Below are 17,583 nucleotides of genomic sequence, written 5' to 3' on the forward strand. Positions count from 1 at the left end.
ATCGACCCTTAGCGGGCCGGGGGGAGCTCTAGCCGGCAGCGCCATGATAGGGCGTGCATAAAACGCCCGTATAGAATGAAAGTGCGCGGCTTTTTGAACGTTATTGCGATCGCTGCCAATGCCCGGGGGTTTGGCCGAACGCCCGTCGGAAGCGCCGGGTCAGGTGGGCCTGGTCCGAAAAGCCCGCTTCCACGGCGATCTCAGCCAGCGAACGCTGGCCGCCATCGAGCGCGATCAATCGCCGGGCATGCCGCAACCGGCATTGCACCAGGTATTCGTGAGGCGAAACGCCCACGCTGGCGCGAAAGGCCCTGAGAAAATGGCATCGGCTCAGGCCGGCGACCCGGGCCGCCTCTGCCGTTGAAACTCTTTCGCGGAAACGTTGCTCAAGCAGTTGAACAGCCCGCTCAACCCGCAGGTCGCGGGGCCGAGCCGCCCGGGCCGGGGCCACCCGCCGGACCAGCGCCACTGCCAGGGCGCAACTGAGCGCTTCAAAAAAACCCAATCCGTGCGGGCACCCTTCCTCCGCTTCCTGGGCAACAAGGCCGCAAAGGGTTTCCAACGGACCGTCGAGCAGCACTTCCTGCTTCTCCGTGTGGTACAGGACGCGAGGGTCAATGCGCAACGACAGGGCCGCAGCTTCCAGAAACGCGGGCTGTAGCTCGAAGCGCGTCACGGGCCGTTCATAGTGCCCCCGTATCGCCGCATGGCACAACACGCCCGGGGCCACAAAAAACAAGCGGAGGTCCGAACCCACGCCGGTAGATTCCGTCGCCATCCGGCCCGCCTCCGCTTGTGGCGCCTCGTAGATCAGCCAGAAATGGTTTAATCCGCCGTCTGGCGCTTGCGTCTCCCGGCCCGCGGGCAGTTGGTGCACGGAGACTCGCAGGCCCCCAAACTGCACGCCGTCACCGGTCCGCTGGCGAGTGGGCGTCAACGGGCCTGCTGGATCATCTGGCTGGTGCAGGGTAGGCATCATCACGTCATTGACATTTTTTACCGTTCGCCACGTATAGGGAAACCGGGTCTGCTTGTCTCACGGTGATGGAACGATCCGGGTTGCCTTGCGGCGAAGATCCGGACGGCACACCTTCGCGGGCAGCCGTCCTGGGCACGACTTGGTGAATACGTTCTTGTCACGGGCGGCAGCGCTGAAGCGTTTTGGGAATCGGGGCGGGCCATTCGCGGCCCCCGTCTCCCCCGCCCGGGAACCGAAACCTTAGAGAGAACGTTGTCATTCTGCATGCTCTTAATCGCGTTCCGGGTGAGTCGCAACCGGAAAGGTTGCGGCCGACTTCACCCCGGCCGGACAGCCGATCGGCCCCTCGACATCACGAGCGCGCCCCACTCAGCCGGCGGTCTGACACCTATCGGGCCACCAAGCCGGCAGGCAAACATCGCCCGCTGAGAAAACGTTACCACTGAAAAGCTGCCCAACGGATCAGGCGCCAAAAAATGTAAGCTAGCTGCGGCTCCGGAACGGTGCGGGGAAGAAACGGTGGGCTGCCATTCCCGGCCGGTCCCCGCCTTCCGGGCGCAGCCCTGCGGGCACGCCGCCGCCGGTTGAGAGGGAACCGCCCGTTTCCCGATCATCACCGGGCGGTCCAGCCGAGATCGATCGAAAGCGCCGCGCCCGTGATGCTCCGGGCCAGGTCGGAGCTCAGGTACCAAATGAATTCCGCCACTTCGTCCGGTTCGACCAGCCGCTTGATTGCAGCCGGTTGCAGCATGACGTTTGGAATCACGGCTTCAGGGGCGATGCCGTGGATCCGGGCCTGGTCCGCGACCTGCGCCTCTACGAGGGGCGTGCGCACGTAGGCCGGGCACACGGCGTTCACCGTTATGCCGTCTTCGCCGACTTCCAACGCGGTGGCTTTTGTGAGGCCGATCAGCCCGTGTTTGGCGCTGACGTAGGCCGATTTGAACGGGCTGGCCACCAAACCGTGCATGCTGACGATGTTGATTATCCTGCCCCAGCGCTGCTTTTTCATTCCCGGCAACACGGCTTTGGTGAGCTGAAACGGCGCGGTCAGCATGACCTGGATCATCCCGGCCCACGTTTCTTCCGGGAACCGGTCTACCGGCGCGATATGCTGAAACCCGGCGTTATTGACGAGGATATCGATTTTGCCGTCCCCGATGGCGAGGGCCTCTTCGGCGATCCGGTTGATCCCCGCGAACGCGGACAAATCGCCGTCGACGTAAGCCGCGCCCAGTGAACCCGCGAACTGCCGGCCGGCATCGCGGAAATCGTGCACGATGACCCGGGCGCCGCCCCGCGCGAAGCGTTCGGCCGTCGCTTTGCCGATCCCGCTGCCCGCGCCGGTGATGAGCACAGTTTTATCGGATGCCATAGGAAGGGGGGAAGTCTGGTCTGGTCTGGTCTGGTCTAAATGGGGAAAAACCTGGTTTGAAGCTTGCATCAACGGGGCAAAGAATAGCGAATTTTTTTTAGGTTTTCCGGGCGGGTGCCGTCTTTGAATGTCGGCTCAGGGGGTGCCGGCGCCGGAGGATGCTCCGTAGGTGGCTGAATCGGTCTTAGGCCCAACGGGCCGGCGGACCTAGACCGTTTATACGGTCTAATCGGTGTAACGCCGGCAGGGCATCGGCGAAGGAAGACAACATTTTACCTCCATGGCCGTCGAAATGGCACCAGTCAACGGGCGGCGCGGCCCGGGTGCGTTCTTGCGCAGGTTGCGCCTTCCAGGCGACCGGCACGCCCGGACCCGGCGATCTCCTGCTGTGAACGAGCCCGAACCGCAGGAGCGAAAGACGCGCCACGAGTTGGCGCAGGATGAGGAGGCCTTTTTCAACCAGAGCGGCACCGTCGGGGGAGAATTCGGTGAGACGGACACCTCCGGGGAGAACGCCGCGGTTGACCGCGAGCCCGAGCGGGGAAGCGATCCGGGCGACATCCATCCGGAGTAACGGACCCGGTGCACCCTTCGGCGCGCCGAATGCCCGGAAGGCACGTCGCAACCGATCAGGCCGCCTGGTGCCCGGTGCCCTCGGTCTTACCGCGCTTTTTCCGGTCTTTCCGGGCCAGACTCACAAGTTTGCCTTCCAGGGCGGCAGCGGCATTCTTACCGTTGCCGGCCGCCGGTGCGGCTTCAGTTTCCTGTTTCTCCAGGCGTTTGCTCAGCAGCGCCAGCACGGCCGCCTCTTCAGGAGGCAGGCGTTCGAGGTCATGCTCGATTTTGGCGTCGGCGAGCTCGCGGAGTTCGTGCACCAGCGTCCCTTCCATGTAGCCCTCAATGATGTGGGGGTGCACGTAACACTTCCGGCAAATGGCGGGCGTGTTGCCGAGCGCTTTGGAGACCGATTCGATCGCCGCGACGACGTTCTTTTTTGCGGCTGCCTGGCCGTCCACGGTTTCAAATTCCTGCAGGGCCATTGCAGCTAACACGGTACCGGACCAGGTACGGAAGTCTTTTGCTGTGAATTGCTCCCCGGTGATTTCCTGGAGGTAGGCATTCACCTCGTCTGAGCCCACCTCGACCGGTTCCTCGTTTTGGTCCAGGTACTGAAAAAGGTGTTGTCCGGGCAATTCCTGGCATTTGGCGACGACCCGGGCAATGCGCCGATCCGCCACCTCGATTTCGTGGCGTTTACCGCTCTTGCCTTTGAACCGGAAAAGGATTCTCGACCCATCGACCTTCACGTGGCGGTTGCGCATCGTGCTCAGGCCGAATGAATGGTTGGTTTTTGCGTACTCCTCGTTCCCGACCCGGATCCGCGAGACTTCGAGCAGCTTAACAACGGTCGCAAGGACCTTCTCCCTGGGAAGCCCCGGTTTGGCGAGGTCCTCAGCGACCCGCGCACGGATTTTCGGCAGCGCTTTGCCGAACTGCATCATGCGACCATACTTGTTTTCGTCGCGAACGCGGCGCCATTCGGGATGGTAGCGGTATTGTTTGCGGCCGCGCGCGTCAAAGCCCGTCGCCTGCAGATGACCGTTGGCGTACGGGCAGATCCAGACGTTCTCATAGGCCGGCGGAATGCCGATCGAACGGATGCGCTTCAGTTCTTTTTCGTCCTCAATCGCGCGGCCGTGGACGTCGAAGTAGACGAACTCATCTCCGCGACGTTCGCGCCGGATACCGGGTTTGTCGTCCGACACGTACCGCAGCCCGGCAGATTTCGCATCAATTTCCGGCTGATCGACAACGGTTGCACTTTCTTCCGCCATATCCAAAGATTACGTCCGCACGGGGTGTTCGGGTTAGTGCCCGCGCATGCGAAGATCGTGCGCATGAGCGGGCGCGGATGGGTGGGGAAACCGCGTCGAGAGCAGGGCGGCTCTAACCGGCAGCGGCCGTTTCGACCGATTCGTCGCCCTGGAGGTAGCTTTTCCCGCGGTAGAACCGCGCGCTGAACGCGTAGACGAAAGCGGCGGCGAGCATGACGCCCATAAAAAAGAGGTAATAATTAGCACCGTCCAGGTTCAACCCCCGCGCCCGAAGGGCCGGAATCAGGAAATCGAGAAGGCCGGTAAACCAATTTCCAAACGTTACCGTGAGCAGCCAGCCGGCCATGACGAAACTCTTCATCCGCCTCGGGGCCTGGGTGTAGGAAAATTCGAGGCCGGTGATCGACACCATGACCTCCCCGGCCGTCAGGACCGCGTAAGCCAGCAACTGCCACCAGACGCTGGGTTTCATGCCGGCATCGATCCGGCGTTGGATCCACCAGATCACCACGAAGGAGGCCGCCGTCAAAAACAGGCCGATGCCGATCTTGCGCAGGGCGGTTAACGGAAAAAACCTGCTGATCAACGGGTAAAGGCCATAATTAAACAGGGGGATAAAGGCCAGGACATAGAGCCCGTTGACGACCTGGACCTGCTCGGGCAGCAGCGTCAGGCCGAAGAGGTTCAGGTCGAGATTCTTCGCCTGCAAGGTCCATTCACCCCCATTGCTCTGGTCCCACAAGGCCCAAAAGATTGCCACAAACACGTAGATGAAACAGAGCCCGCCCACGGCGGAAAGGCCTTCCCGGCTCGCCGACTCGCGCACGAACGTCATGCCGCCGGGTGGGACGTGCACGAATTTCTTGCGCCCCAACCAGAATACAAAGGTCGCCAGCAACATGAACACGCCGGGCAGGCCAAAGGCATAGCGCGGGCCGAAGCGCGGGTTATCGAGCAGGATCGGGCAAAGATAAATCGAGATCGAGGAACCGACGTTGATGGCAAAATAAAACCAGCCAAAAACTTTCGGCAGGAGGTGCTTGTTACTTTGGCCGAACTGGTCTCCGACGTGGGCGGAGACGCAAGGTTTGATGCCTCCCGCACCGATTGCGATCAGACCCAGGCCAATGAACAACCCGGTCCGCGTGTCGTTGAGTGCCAGGGTCAGGTGGCCCAGGCAATACACGATCGAAAGCCAGAGAATCGTCCGGTACTTGCCGAGCACGCTGTCGGCCAGTATGGCGCCGGCAAGGGGGAGCGCGTAGACGGCGCTCTTGAACATGTGGGTCCAAGCCGCCGCTTCGTTGTTCGGCAACGGGTCAAGCCGGCCGCGATTATTCATGAGATAAGTCGTCATGAAGATGACCAGGATCGAATTCATCCCGTAAAAGCTGAACCGCTCGGCGGCTTCGTTGCCGATGATGTACGGTACGCCCGGCGGCATCCGCGTCAGGTGCTGGTCAGGCGACCGGCGGTACCTGGACCCGGGACGCTCGGCGACGGCAGTCACGGCACTCGGAGGAGACGGCTCAGCCATTACCGGGACATTGATGCCGTGCCGTCGTGGCCTTTGCAACGGGAATCCCCGGCGAAACTCCTCGATCGCTGCCGGGTTTAATCAGTCGGAAAACGTTAACCGTACCCAGGGTTGCAGGTTCACCTGCAGCCCTTTCATCCCCTCGGTTGCGTCGCACCGCATCGCTTATGCAAACTCGAATCGGTTCATGGGATCGCCTCTGGCGCTCCGGATGGCAACGCCGGGCTTTAGTGCTCGCGGCGTTGATCACTACATTTTCCGCGTTGACGATAACGCCGGGACGCGCGCAGGTTTTTGTGCGCATCGGCCCGCCGGCGCCGATCGTTGAGCCCGGACCCCCTCCGCCTCCCGCGCGGGGTTACGTCTGGGTGCCCGGCTACTGGCATTGGAATGGTTATCGGTACGTTTGGCGGCGTGGCCGTTATATGTACCGGCCGCGAGGTCGCGGCGGGTGGGTGCCTGCCCATTATGACCGGCGCCCAGGCGGCTGGGTGTACGTTCCGGGCCATTGGCGTTGAGGCTCAGGCCGGCGCCGCCGCGTGCGCGTGCGTGCTGCCGGCGTAAATAAAAGAAAGCGGCCGGGGTTACCCCGGCCGCTGCAAATTGCCGCTGCCACCGGACGCCGCGTGCGGACCGGCCCGACGAGCGTGCGGCAGGCCGGCAGGTGCACGGGGCAGGGTACACGGTGGCTGATCAATCCGTGTGCAGTCCTGCCCCCGTCTCTTTTTTGACACGGGCAAACAGTTTAATCGTCTCGCGATTGAACGCCGGAATGTCTTTCGGCGTGCGGCTGGTCACCAGGAAATCATCAACCACCACTTCTTCGTCCACCCAGTCCGCACCCGCATTTTTCAGGTCCGACTGGATCCCCGGGAATGAGGTCAGGCGCCGGCCTTTGACCACTCCGGCATCGATCAGGAGCAACGGCCCGTGGCAGATCGCGGCAATCGGGCGCCGTCCTTCTACGAACTTCCTGGCAAATTCAACCGCATTGGGCTGCTTGCGAAGGTGTTGCGGGTTCTCCTCGCCTCCGGGCAGCAAAAGGGCGTCGTACTCGGTTTCATCCGCATCATCGAGAGGAACATCAACCGGGAACGTGTCACCCCAATGGTCCTCATCCCACCCTTTGACTTCCGTCGGTTCGGCCGAAACGAGATGGGTGGTCGCCCCGGCCTCTTGCAGGGCTTGACGCGGTTTCACCAGTTCAGACTGTTCAAACCCATTCATCACCAGAATGGCCACTTTAACTCCCGTTAAATCTTCGCTCATAATGTCTTTCGGTACAGGTCCGCCGGGGCTGTCCACGCCTCGTTTGCAAACGCCGCGGTTTCAGTAAGAACAGATCGAATTGCAGCCACCCATCGGATGGCTGGCGGCGTTCGGCGTTCGGCGTTCGGCGTTCGGCGTTCGGCGTTCGGCGTTCGGCGTTCGGCGTTCGGCGTTCGGAGTTCGGAGTTCGGAGTTCGGAGTTCGGAGTTCGGAGTTCGGAGTTCGGAGTTCGGAGCGGCAGCATGGGGGCGAGATGCCCATGTCAAGCTTGGAATCCAGCCTTCCCGTCGTGTGCCCCTTAATCTGTGTAATCTGTGGATGTTTTCTCTTTTCTGCGTCCTTCTGCGTGTTCTGCGGATGATTCCGTCTTCCCCCTTTAAATGTACCCTCGCGGGAGATCGGACCTGGTTCTATGACCCCTCCGAACTCCGAACGCCAAACCCCGAACTCACCACCTTACCTGTAGCCTTGGAACTGGCTCCACTGCGGCAACTCGCGGCTGGCGAGGTTGAGCTTGCGGTCCAGAGTTTTGTATTCCGGACAGTGCCGTTCGACCAGGCGCCAGAAGCGGCCGGAGTGATTCAGTTCCTGGGTGTGACACAGTTCGTGGATCAGAAGGTACTCAACGAGTTCGGGCGCAACGAGTAAAAGGCGGCCGTTGAGGTTAATGTGCTGCCGGCACGAGCAACTGCCCCAGCGCGACCGCTGCAGGCGCACGGTGACCCGCCGGTAATGAAGGCCGGTCTGGTTCGCGATCCGTTCCAGCCACGGTACCAGGACGAGGCTCGCCTTTTTTTTAAGCCAGGTTTGCAGGAGCGCAGACCACAGGTGCGCTCGATCGATGCTTCCATGGAGTTCGAGCAAGTGGCCCGATGACCGTTCGAGGAGCCGGACTTTGTCCCCCAGCGCGAAAATGCCTTTCACCTGCCATGATTCCTCGATGGCGGGCAGGTGGATCCGGCTCGGAAGGCCGCGCTCGCCTCCCCCGGGACAGGTGGCCCAGCGTTCACGGGCTTCGCGGATCCAGGCGGCATGTTTGTCCAGGAAATCGGCGGCTTGCGTCAGACGTACACCCCGGGGCAGCACCAGTTCAAGCGTGTCTGCGTTCAACAGCCGGAGAATGAGCCTGCGCGCACGGGTGCTGGGCCGCAGGATGATCCGCAGATTGCCTGCCTTCAGGCCGAGGTTGCTCTCTGAAATCAGCCGGTGGTCAATTGGTGCAGACAGCATAACGTTCCCGCGAGCGAACCGGTTCCGCACCCGCAAAGGGTAAACGGGGCCCGCTGCTTAAGCCACGTGCTCCGGCAACCGGCCTGCTCGCACCTCGGCTGACGCGGCTTTGAATCCCTCCTCTGAACATGATGTTCAGGTTAGTGGTTAGCGCCCCGACAATGCAAGAAAACGTCTCGGCAGCCCCGGATTTCAGCCGGGAGGACTGGCATGGCCTTGGCTTAGCCCGTCCCGGCAGCCATCGGCCAAACTGACAGGTCGTTCCGCGTAGCGTTCGCTCATTCCGGAATGCATCGCCGGCAACCCGGCAACCGGTTCGCCGATGGTTTCCCGCGTGTAATAAAAACTGGCCCCGGCCCGTTGCCTTCGTCATGCTTCCAGGATGTTCAGAGAAGCCATGGCCGCGTTAGTTGCAGGTTGCAGCATGCTGGCGGCGTGCACGCACGTCGAACATTCTACCACCGTGCCAATCGCCGGGGGCAGCCATATCCGTCTTACCATGCTCGGAGGAACCTTCGCCCAGGCCGAAGATGACCGGTACGTGGTCACTGAATCCGGCTTAACCACCTTCCGGCGCGGCGGGCGCAACTTCGTGCGATGGCAGTTCAGCATCCGGGTGAAACAACCCACACCCCTGGCGGACATCAAGATCGAAGAGGTAAGCAGCACGGCCCCGGTTGTGATCCTGGAGGACCGCCAGCCGCAGCTGGATCACACCTACTGGACCAAATTATCGTCACTGGTTCCCGCCAATCCGCAGGCGCTGCCGTGGCTTTACAACCCGGAAACCACCTTGCGCATTTTTCGGGTGACCATAACCGATGTCGGCGGGCATACCGCGGTGCTGTACCAGCCCGCCAACTTCAACCACAAAGCGAAAGAGGCGATTCGCTTCCAGATGGGGCCGGAGATCCCGGGGTAGCGAGCGGCAGACCGGATTTGCGCCGGCCGGCTCCGCCGGTCCTACATCGGTTTTCACGTTGGTTGAGCTGTCTTTGGGCCGGAGGTACAAATACAGCCGGCTCAACCATCTCGAGAATGGGTCGGGATCTGAGGGGCCTTGGAGCGGCCGATGGCCCGGATGCGTTCACGCTCAAACTCTCGGATGTAACCCCCGAGCCGGGGTTCCATTTGCCGCATCCGCATGCACACCGTGACGTAGTACGCACGCAGGTAGTTGCGACGCGCTTCCACGCTCAAAGCCGTGCTGGCCAGTTTCAACAGGGAAATCGATTCCGGGTTGCGGCTGGCCAGCGCCCGGATTTTATCCAAACGTTGCTGGATGACCCGCCGTTCTTCCGGGGAAACGTACGGTGTGGGTGCAGGCGCCGCTTCGGCCGACACGGCCGGGCGGCTTGCTTTGGGGGTCTTGCTCAGGTTCGGGTATAACGGCGCGGGGTCGGGCAGCGCGTCGCTGCGGGGCAACAGTTCGGGCGCGGCCGTCTCCTGCGGGCTGTCTGCCGGTAGAGGGGCTCCCGGCGCCGGCGTCCCGGGCACCTGGGCCGAAAGGCCGCACGCCATGACATTCAGCGCCAGCGGGAACAGGATGAGGGAAATGATCATCCTCATGGCGGTGGGAATCCTGCAACCTAGGGTCCCGGAAAAAAGGCCAAACGGCAAGGTAAAAACACCCGGTCCCGCGCGACGCGATGCGAAGCCGGTGTGCAATTGCGCCCCGCCGGTTTCTTCAATGGGACCTCATGCGGTTTGGTTTCCGATAGCGCCGGTAGCCCTCCCGGACAGATGTTGCTGGCTCGGAATGCCGGGTAAGCTGCTGTCCGGAGCCTGTGGACGGCCGGGCCGGCACGCGTGCGCCGGTCTGCTTTTTTCACGGGCTCGGCACCCTGTCTCCGGGCGCATTTCCAAAAATACCGTAATCACACCAATGTCTGTCCATTGTAGCTATTTCCGGCAACTTCGTTCGTTGCGGATGATGGGTCGCAACTGGCACACCAGGCGCTAACATCATGTGCACTTTGCTTAACGTGGATAACCGCCACATCGGTAAGGGTCCGGCCTGGCGAAGGGGCCTCATAACTTTAATGCTTGGGATAGGCGCGGCGTGTCCGTTGCTGACGGTGCCAACCGCGGAAGCACAGCTCAGGTACGCCATAATCGACCTGGGCACTTTGGGTGGCACCTACGGGGAAGCCAATGCTATTAACCTGCTGGGCCAAGCCGTCGGCGGGTCGGCAACCGCAGGAAACAGTTCGGTTCACGCGTTCCTCTACAGCGGTGGCCGAATGCAGGACCTGGGAACCCTCGGGGGCGGCTCCAGCGAGGCTTACGGCATCAACGCCTTTGGCCAAATCGTCGGCTTTTCCGACACGCCGGCTGATGACGGTACCCACGCCTTCCTCTACAGCGCCGGGAAAATGCACGATCTGGGCACGTTGGGGGGAACCTTCAGCACGGCCTACGGCATTAACAACCGGGGCGAGGTAGTCGGGGAGTCCACCCTTCCGGGTGATAGAATTGACCACGCTTTCCTCTACAGCGGCGGTCGTATGAAGGACTTGGGCACGTTGGGCGGCTCGACCAGCACGGCTTTCGCGGTTAACGACTTTGGGGAAGTGGTCGGCGTGTCCGGGACGGTGGGCGATGCTGCGCAGCACGCTTTCCTGTATAGTAAGGGACGCATGCAAGACCTCGGAACGCTCGGGGGCGCATGGAGCACGGCAGAGGGGCTCAACGACCTGGGGCAGGCGGTCGGCCATTCCTTTACCACGGGCGGGGGGCGGGGAGGGCCGGAACACGCCTTCCTCTATGTCCGGGAGCGGATGCAAGACCTGGGCACCTTGGGCGGGACCGTCAGCGAGGCGCTCGGCATCAACAACCTGGGCCAAGCCGTCGGCTACGCCAAGACGGCGGGCGATTGGGCGATCCACGCGTTTATTTACAGCGCAGGGAAGATGCAGGACCTGGGCACGCTGGGAGGATCTTGGAGCACCGCCTCCGCCGTCAACGACTTAGGGCAGGTGGTGGGCGCTTCTTACACGGCGACCGACGCCGAGAGCCATCCCGTGATATTCACTCCCGATCTCGGCTACCCGCGAATCTTCAGCGGGAAATTACCGTGATCGCATCAGTCAAGCGTAAGATCGGGGCCGGCGTGGGTGCGCCGGCCTTCTTTTTCCCGGTCCGCCGTCAATCAAGCTGATATCGTCCTAACTTCCCGGCCAAAAATTCGATTCTCCCTCGGGAAGCGTGCGATTTTTCGGTTTCCCGATGGGAATGGCTTCGCCGCTCCGGAACCTAAGCTAGGCTTTGGCCGGCTGCTGTGACGGCGGGGGGGGCGAGGACGTACCTTTCTCTCGCGGCCGGGTAACCTCTTTGCGCAGGTTGCCCTTGCGGAAGTTAGACCACCAGAGGACAATCGGCGAAGCGATAAAGATCGAGGAGTAGGTTCCGACTACGATCCCGATCACGATGGTAAACGCAAAGTCGGCCAGGACAGCGCCGCCGAAGATCCAGAGCGCCAGCATGCAGAGCAGCGTGACACCGCTGGTCAGCAGCGTCCGGCTCAGCGTTTCGTTGATGCTGGCGTTCATGATGGTTTGCGTGCTGCCTTTCCGCCCGGCCCGGAACCCTTCACGAATGCGGTCAAACACGACGATGGTATCATTGATGGAATAACCGCCGATCGTCAGAACTGCGCCCACCACGACAAGGGAAAGCTCATGCCCGGTAAGAACGAATACGCCCAGGGTGATCACCACGTCGTGCACCAGGGCGACGATGGCACCAAGTGCGAAGGAAAATTCAAAACGCAAGGTGACGTAGATCAGGATGCCGAGGATGCCCAGCCCGAGCGCCTTCAGTGAAGTCCAGGCCAGCGAACTTCCAATCACCGGACCCACGCCTTCCGAGCGCTCGACGGTAAGGCCGGCATCCGGGAAGCCCTGCTTGAGCTGGTTGACGATTTTATCGGCTGTCTGGAAAGGGGATCGGATTTCGAAGTAGTTGGTGCCGCCGGCTTCACGCTGGATTACCACGTTCCCGAGGTTAACTCTTGCGAGTTCAGCCCGGACCTGAGCTTCGGTCAGCGGCTTGGCGGTGTGCAACCGGAGCGAATCGCCGCCCGTGAAGTCGATGTTAAGAGCGCTCTGCCCGCGAATGGCGAAAGCTGCGATGGAAGCGATGATCAACAGCAGCGATCCGGCAATGGCGATCCGGCGCTTGCCTAAAAAATCAAAGTTCTTGGACCGGATCAGGTGCAGCATGGTGATGCGCTTCAGCGCGTTGAAGGCCAGCGCCCACCGGAAGACGTTGCGGGTGACGAGGAGCGCGGAGAACATCGAGGCGATGATGCCCACCGTCAGGGTCACGGCGAACCCTTTGACGGGTCCGGTCCCAAGCCAGAAGAGAATGCCGGCGGTAATCAGGGTGGTGACGTTCGCGTCGAAGATGGCGCTGAAGGCTTTGCTGTAGGCCGCTTCAATGGCGGCTTTCAAACCTTTACCGCCTTCGAGTTCTTCACGCAGGCGCTCGTAAATCAGCACGTTCGAGTCGATTGCCATGCCGATCGTCAGGATGATGCCCGCGATTCCCGGAAGTGTGAGGACGAAATTGAACAATGACATCACGCCGAATAGCAGGATGCCGTTGACCAGCAGACCGATCACGGCAACCAGGCCGGCTGTGCGGTAGTAGATCAGCACGAAAAGCAGCGTCGCAGCCAAACCTCCCAATCCGGCCATCACACCGCCCATGATCGAATCCCGGCCCAGCGTCGCTGAAACCGAGTGAACTTCATCAATGACGACCGGCGTTTGCAGCGGGTTCTCCAGCGCGCTCGAAAGATTGCGTGCCTCTTCCGCCGTAAAATTGCCGGTAATGACGGCTTGCCCGTTCGGGATCTCACTCTGGATGACGGGAGCCGAAACCACTTCACCGTCCAGCACGATCGCCAGTTCCTGGTTGATGTTGTCCCGGGTCACCTGCCGGAAGGTATCCGCGCCTGCCGGCGTGAACTTCAGCGCCACTTCGTAACCGCGCTGCTCGAAGGTGGCCTGAGCCCGGGTGATCTGATCCCCGGTGAGTTCCGGACGGCGTTTGACCAGGTATTTTTGCGGATGGCCATCCCGTTTATCGACGGAATTAAGGATGACGTACCCGGGCGGCGTGAAGGTCTGGCCGGCGGCAATCTGCGGCAGCATCTGCGCGCTGTTCGGGTGAACCAACCTGAATTCCAGCCTCGCCACGCGTTGCAGCTGCGCCTGGGCGTCCTGAATCTGCGCGGTGTCGAGGCCCGGGATCTGGACCAGAATCCGGTCGGCGCCCTGCTTCGTAATTACCGGTTCGCTTACGCCGAACTGGTCGACCCGCTTCCGAATCACCTCCACGGCCTGCTCCTGCATGTCCGGCGTGATGGCCCGCGGCTTGCCATCTTCCCCGGCAGGCGAAACGAGGCGCACCAGGAATGAAGTGCCGCCCTGCAAATCCAGGCCGAGGTGGAGTTTCTTGCTGAGCGGCAGAAATGCGTCGATGCAAAACGCGCAGAGCAGCAGCGTCAAAGCCGTGCCCAGGCGCCGTTTTACCCGCTCCGTCTCGGCCAGGAAATACCAGCCGAAAAGCACGAGCAACAATAAGCCGAAAAAGAAGGTCAGGGTGGGGTTCATACTACCAGAGAAAGGGGAACAGGGGACGGGCCACTACACCGCCGGCTTAGCGGCTTCCGTGGGGCGCGTAACGTTGGAAATTGCGCTCTTGTCTACTTCAATCTTGACGTTGTCGGCGACCTTGAGCAGTACCGTGCTGTCCTTCACGTTCGCGATCAAGCCGTGGATCCCCGCCGAGGTCACCACCTTGTCGCCGGTCTTAAGGGAGCTGAGCAGCCGTTGGTGTTCTTTCTGACGTTTCTGCTGGGGACGAATCAGCAGAAAGTAGAAGATGACGATCATGAACACGAACGGGAGAAAGCTCGTGAGCATGTTGGGCTGGGGCGGCGACCCGGCTGGTGCGGCTTGCTGGGCGAGAAATAAAATGGTGGCGGTCATGAGAGTTTAGAGGCCCTGGACAGGAGCGTGAGATCTCCACGTGACGGGAGTGTGTCCATACCTCATTTGCCGCTCCGGGGCAAGCGTTTGAAACAACATGACATGAAATCGGGCGATTTCAAAAATTATACTTATTTTAGTAATTCGGACCCCCGGCCTGACCAGCGGGGCCCTGCCGGTTCAACCGTGTGCCTAGCCTACCTTGAAGCGAATCGCCTGAATCTTTCTGCCGCCGAAGCGTTCGCGCAGCTTCGCCAGGATGATCGGCTTACAGCGACGCTCCAGTTCAAACAGGACCGTCGGCTGCAGCACCTGTACGATGAGGACGCCCTGGTGCAATTTTGCCGGGCGCGAATGGGCGGCGAAGAATGATCCGACGGTTTCGGCCCAGGCAGCAACGATCTCTTCTTCGAGCAAGCGCTCCCCCAAGCCGAGTTTGGGCGCGAGCGAGGTGAGCACCGACCCTACGGTGGTGAGACGGTCGGCTTTGGGTCCGGGCTGCGGCAAGCCTCGCCATTCTTCCAAGACCTTCTGTCGAAGTGCCGGCTTCATCGGTGAGTCCGCCACGGGTTAAAAGCGGGTGCTGATACCGGAATCCCGGTCTGCGGACATCCCAACAACGGGCAGATCACTCACCGTCGTTTCCGATCGCCTCGACGGGGCAGCCCTCCATCGCCTCCTTGCAAAGGCCCTCTTCATCGGGAGAGGCCGGCTGCTTGAAGACGTACGAGTGACCGCCGTCATCGTCGCGAGTGAAATTGGCGGGAGCGGTTTCCCGGCAAAGGTCACAGTCGATGCACTGGTCATCCACATAGAAACGTCCCGGCACATTTTGCGGGTATCTGTTTGCAACGTCGGCCATAAGCTGGTCAAATCTATATCAGGTTTCCCGGAGCCCTTTCCCTTGCTCCGCCCCCCAACCGGGAGAAGCGGGCTAATCTATCGATTCGACCCAGGACTGCAAGCGCCGCTTTCCTAAATGCCGCAAGCCGAAAAATGCCACGAGTGCCACAAACGACGAGAAATCATCCGCAGACCACGCTGAGAACGCAGAAAAGGAGAGTATCCACAGATTACACAGATTGACACAGATTTAGGGGTACACGGCGGGAAGACCAGTTCCGGCACCCGGCACCCGGCACACTCTCTGCATTTGTGGCATTTTCCCCAAGCCTGCATAAGCTGGGGGCATGATTGAAAGACCGAGCCTGCGTGCCAAGGAAGGCTGGCATGTGCTGCACCTCTTTTATCGCCTGGAGTACGGAAGCTGGCAGTTGCTGAGCAAGGAGGAAAAATACGCGGCCAAGACCCGGCTGGCGTCCCTGGTGCAGGAAGCGCGAACGCTGCCGGCGACCCAGTTGTTGACCTTCAGCGTAGTCACGCCCAAGGGGGATCTCGGTTTCATGCTGCTTACCGAGGACCTGCACACGGCCAACCGGCTCGAAAAACGGCTTACCCAGGCGCTCGGTGTCGACGTGCTCACGCCGGCCTTCAGTTTCTACTCGTTGACGGAACGCAGCGAATACACCACGACGGAGGAAGATTTTAAGCAGTCGTTGGTCGCGGAACGCAAACTCGATCCGGCCTCCGAAGAGTTCGCGTCCGCGCTCGACGGTTTTCGCCAGCGGATGCAGAAATACCTGCAGGACCGGCTTTACCCGAACATGCCGGACTGGCCGGTGTTCTGCTTTTATCCGATGTTGAAGCGGCGGCTTCCGGGCCAGAACTGGTACGCGTTGACCTTCGAGGATCGCAAGCGCCTGATGGTGGGCCATGGTCAGGTGGGACGAACCTACTCGGGCCGCGTCCGCCAGTTGATCACCGGCGCGACGGGGCTCGACGATTGGGAGTGGGGGGTGAGCTTGTTCGCCCATGACGTTTTTGAGATCAAGTCAATCGTCTATGACATGCGGTTTGACGCCGTGAGCGCCGGATACGCTGAGTTCGGCGAATTTTTCGTCGGGCTGCAACTGCCGCTGGGGGAGATCTACGAGCGGTTGGGCCTGTAGCCCGCCGCAGCGGCTGCCGGGACACGCGCGGCATGGCGTGTCCTCTTTCCACCGGTGATCCGCAACGTCATACTGGACTGGTCCGGCACGTTGGTGGATGATCTCGACGTGGTCGTTCGGGCGACCAACGCCGTTCTGACCACGTACGGGTCGTCGCCGATCAGCAAGGACGAGTTTCGCCGGGATTTCCAGTTGCCGCTCAAGAACTTCTACGAGCGCCTTCTGCCCACAATCCCGCTGGCGGACATTGACCGGGTCTACCACGAATTCTTCGGGCGCCATCGTGGGTCGGTGACATTGATGCCTCACGCAGAAGACTTTCTCCGGCTTTGCCGGTCCAGCGGCCGGCGGCTGTTCCTGCTGAGCACGATGCACACGGGGCACTTCGAAGCGCAAGCCGCACGGTTCGGGATCCGCGAATGGTTCGAAGACGTCTATTTGGAGGTGGCGGATAAAACGGCCCGGATCCTTGACCTCCTGCGAATTCATCAGCTTGCCGCGCCGGAGACGCTGTTTATCGGTGACCTGGTGCATGACATCGACGCATCCAAGGCGGCCGGGGTGATTTCGGCAGCGGTTTTGACCGGGTTTGATCCCGTCGACAAACTCGTTCCCGCCCAGCCCGACCTGCTCCTGCGTGACCTGGGGATGTTGCTGCGCCTGTGGGAACCGGGCCGCAGCCGGGAGGAACGGATCGAAATTGTGGACCTGCAGGTGACGACCCGCATCGGTGTGCCGGAGGTTGAACGCGCAGCGCTACAGACCCTCTGGCTGGATTTATCGTTCCAGATTCTTTCTCCTTTCGACCAGCTCGGTGACCGGGTGGAGCGTACCGTGGATTATGCCGCCGTGGCTGCGACGGTGACGGAATTTGCAGCCCGCAGCGAGTGCCGGCTCATCGAGACGTTTGCTGCCGACGTGATGGGGTTGCTCGTGCGCACGTTTCCCCTGCGCAACGTTCGGGTGGCCGTGAAGAAGGTTATCCTGCCCAACACGCGGTTTGTGCGCGTCCACACGGCTCAGAGCTGAGGAGGCGGTCACATGGCGGCCACAGCGGGGGAGGCGGGCACGACGTAAGAGTTCACACGGTCACACGGCGGGCACAGCGGGGGAGGCGGGCACGACGTAAGAGTTCACACGGCGAACACGGCGAACACGGCGGACCACGGCGAACACGGCGGGGAGAGGGGGACAGAGTTCGGCGTTCGGAGTTCGGAGCTGCATCCTGGGGGTAGATGCGAGAAGCTTAGGGTTGCCGCCAGGTCCTCTTAATCTGCGTCAATCTGTGTAATCTGTGGATGTTTTCTCTTTTCTGCGTTCTTCTGCGTGTTCTGCGGATGATTTAATCTT

17 protein-coding genes are annotated in these 17,583 nt (G+C 61.3%); 6 read left to right on the plus strand and 11 right to left on the minus strand.

Features of this window, described 5'->3' with window-relative positions; all coding sequences use genetic code 11:
• Positions 1 to 100 precede the first annotated feature (100 nt).
• Together JO015_18710 and JO015_18715 are read right to left on the minus strand one after the other, a co-directional pair.
• Positions 101 to 979 carry a helix-turn-helix transcriptional regulator gene (locus JO015_18710; protein ID MBW0001129.1) on the minus strand — a complete coding sequence of 293 codons (879 nt, stop codon included), beginning with the start codon at positions 977 to 979 and terminating at the stop codon, positions 101 to 103.
• Positions 980 to 1,592: 613 nt separating this feature from the next.
• On the minus strand, positions 1,593 to 2,354 hold the full coding sequence (locus JO015_18715; protein ID MBW0001130.1) for a 3-hydroxybutyrate dehydrogenase: 762 nt from the start codon (positions 2,352 to 2,354) through the stop codon (positions 1,593 to 1,595).
• A gap of 388 nt (positions 2,355 to 2,742) precedes the next feature.
• Between JO015_18715 and JO015_18720 the strand changes: the two genes are divergently transcribed.
• The gene (locus JO015_18720) at positions 2,743 to 2,928 is read left to right on the plus strand and encodes a hypothetical protein (protein ID MBW0001131.1); all 186 of its coding nucleotides are present in this window, start codon (positions 2,743 to 2,745) and stop codon (positions 2,926 to 2,928) included.
• 55 nt (positions 2,929 to 2,983) lie between these two features.
• On the opposite strand, the gene JO015_18725 is transcribed toward JO015_18720, so the two are convergent.
• Positions 2,984 to 4,189, minus strand: a complete 1,206-nt coding sequence (locus tag JO015_18725) for a DNA topoisomerase IB (GenBank protein MBW0001132.1) — start codon at positions 4,187 to 4,189, stop codon at positions 2,984 to 2,986.
• 112 nt (positions 4,190 to 4,301) lie between these two features.
• Positions 4,302 to 5,726, minus strand: coding sequence for a POT family MFS transporter (locus JO015_18730; protein ID MBW0001133.1), 1,425 nt, complete (start codon positions 5,724 to 5,726; stop codon positions 4,302 to 4,304).
• A gap of 167 nt (positions 5,727 to 5,893) precedes the next feature.
• Here JO015_18730 and JO015_18735 point away from each other — a divergent pair, with 167 nt between their 5' ends.
• Positions 5,894 to 6,244: a YXWGXW repeat-containing protein gene (locus JO015_18735; GenBank protein ID MBW0001134.1), complete on the plus strand. Its 351-nt coding sequence runs from the start codon at positions 5,894 to 5,896 to the stop codon at positions 6,242 to 6,244.
• 175 nt (positions 6,245 to 6,419) lie between these two features.
• Here the strand turns inward: JO015_18735 and JO015_18740 are convergent, their stop codons facing one another.
• Both JO015_18740 and JO015_18745 read right to left on the minus strand, forming a co-directional pair.
• Positions 6,420 to 6,995, minus strand: coding sequence for a type 1 glutamine amidotransferase (locus tag JO015_18740; protein ID MBW0001135.1), 576 nt, complete (start codon positions 6,993 to 6,995; stop codon positions 6,420 to 6,422).
• Positions 6,996 to 7,451: 456 nt separating this feature from the next.
• Positions 7,452 to 8,225: a M48 family metallopeptidase gene (locus JO015_18745; GenBank protein MBW0001136.1), complete on the minus strand. Its 774-nt coding sequence runs from the start codon at positions 8,223 to 8,225 to the stop codon at positions 7,452 to 7,454.
• 397 nt (positions 8,226 to 8,622) lie between these two features.
• Between JO015_18745 and JO015_18750 the strand changes: the two genes are divergently transcribed.
• Positions 8,623 to 9,147 (plus strand): hypothetical protein, encoded by a 525-nt coding sequence (locus tag JO015_18750; protein MBW0001137.1) that lies wholly within the window; start codon positions 8,623 to 8,625, stop codon positions 9,145 to 9,147.
• A 101-nt stretch (positions 9,148 to 9,248) separates the two neighbouring features.
• Here JO015_18750 and JO015_18755 read toward each other — a convergent pair whose 3' ends face one another.
• Positions 9,249 to 9,794 (minus strand): hypothetical protein, encoded by a 546-nt coding sequence (locus JO015_18755; protein ID MBW0001138.1) that lies wholly within the window; start codon positions 9,792 to 9,794, stop codon positions 9,249 to 9,251.
• 473 nt (positions 9,795 to 10,267) lie between these two features.
• Here JO015_18755 and JO015_18760 point away from each other — a divergent pair, with 473 nt between their 5' ends.
• Complete coding sequence (locus tag JO015_18760; GenBank protein ID MBW0001139.1) at positions 10,268 to 11,305, plus strand: HAF repeat-containing protein; 1,038 nt, start codon at positions 10,268 to 10,270, stop codon at positions 11,303 to 11,305.
• A gap of 180 nt (positions 11,306 to 11,485) precedes the next feature.
• Here the strand turns inward: JO015_18760 and secD are convergent, their stop codons facing one another.
• The 4 genes from secD to JO015_18780 all read right to left on the minus strand — a co-directional run bounded on the left by secD (position 11,486) and on the right by JO015_18780 (position 15,086).
• Complete coding sequence (secD, locus tag JO015_18765; GenBank protein ID MBW0001140.1) at positions 11,486 to 13,846, minus strand: protein translocase subunit SecD; 2,361 nt, start codon at positions 13,844 to 13,846, stop codon at positions 11,486 to 11,488.
• A 33-nt stretch (positions 13,847 to 13,879) separates the two neighbouring features.
• A complete protein-coding gene (gene yajC, locus JO015_18770; GenBank protein ID MBW0001141.1) occupies positions 13,880 to 14,224 on the minus strand; it encodes a preprotein translocase subunit YajC in 345 nt (114 codons plus the stop codon).
• A gap of 192 nt (positions 14,225 to 14,416) precedes the next feature.
• Complete coding sequence (locus JO015_18775; protein MBW0001142.1) at positions 14,417 to 14,776, minus strand: DUF721 domain-containing protein; 360 nt, start codon at positions 14,774 to 14,776, stop codon at positions 14,417 to 14,419.
• 76 nt (positions 14,777 to 14,852) lie between these two features.
• Positions 14,853 to 15,086: a ferredoxin gene (locus JO015_18780; GenBank protein ID MBW0001143.1), complete on the minus strand. Its 234-nt coding sequence runs from the start codon at positions 15,084 to 15,086 to the stop codon at positions 14,853 to 14,855.
• Between the two features lie 328 nt (positions 15,087 to 15,414).
• Here JO015_18780 and JO015_18785 point away from each other — a divergent pair, with 328 nt between their 5' ends.
• Positions 15,415 to 16,233 carry a heme-dependent peroxidase gene (locus tag JO015_18785; protein MBW0001144.1) on the plus strand — a complete coding sequence of 273 codons (819 nt, stop codon included), beginning with the start codon at positions 15,415 to 15,417 and terminating at the stop codon, positions 16,231 to 16,233.
• Between the two features lie 54 nt (positions 16,234 to 16,287).
• Positions 16,288 to 17,262 carry a dihydroneopterin aldolase gene (locus JO015_18790; protein ID MBW0001145.1) on the plus strand — a complete coding sequence of 325 codons (975 nt, stop codon included), beginning with the start codon at positions 16,288 to 16,290 and terminating at the stop codon, positions 17,260 to 17,262.
• The last annotated feature ends 321 nt before the right edge of the window (positions 17,263 to 17,583 follow it).

The sequence above is a fragment of the Verrucomicrobiota bacterium genome (genome assembly GCA_019247695.1).
GTDB lineage: Bacteria > Verrucomicrobiota > Verrucomicrobiia > Chthoniobacterales > JAFAMB01 > JAFBAP01.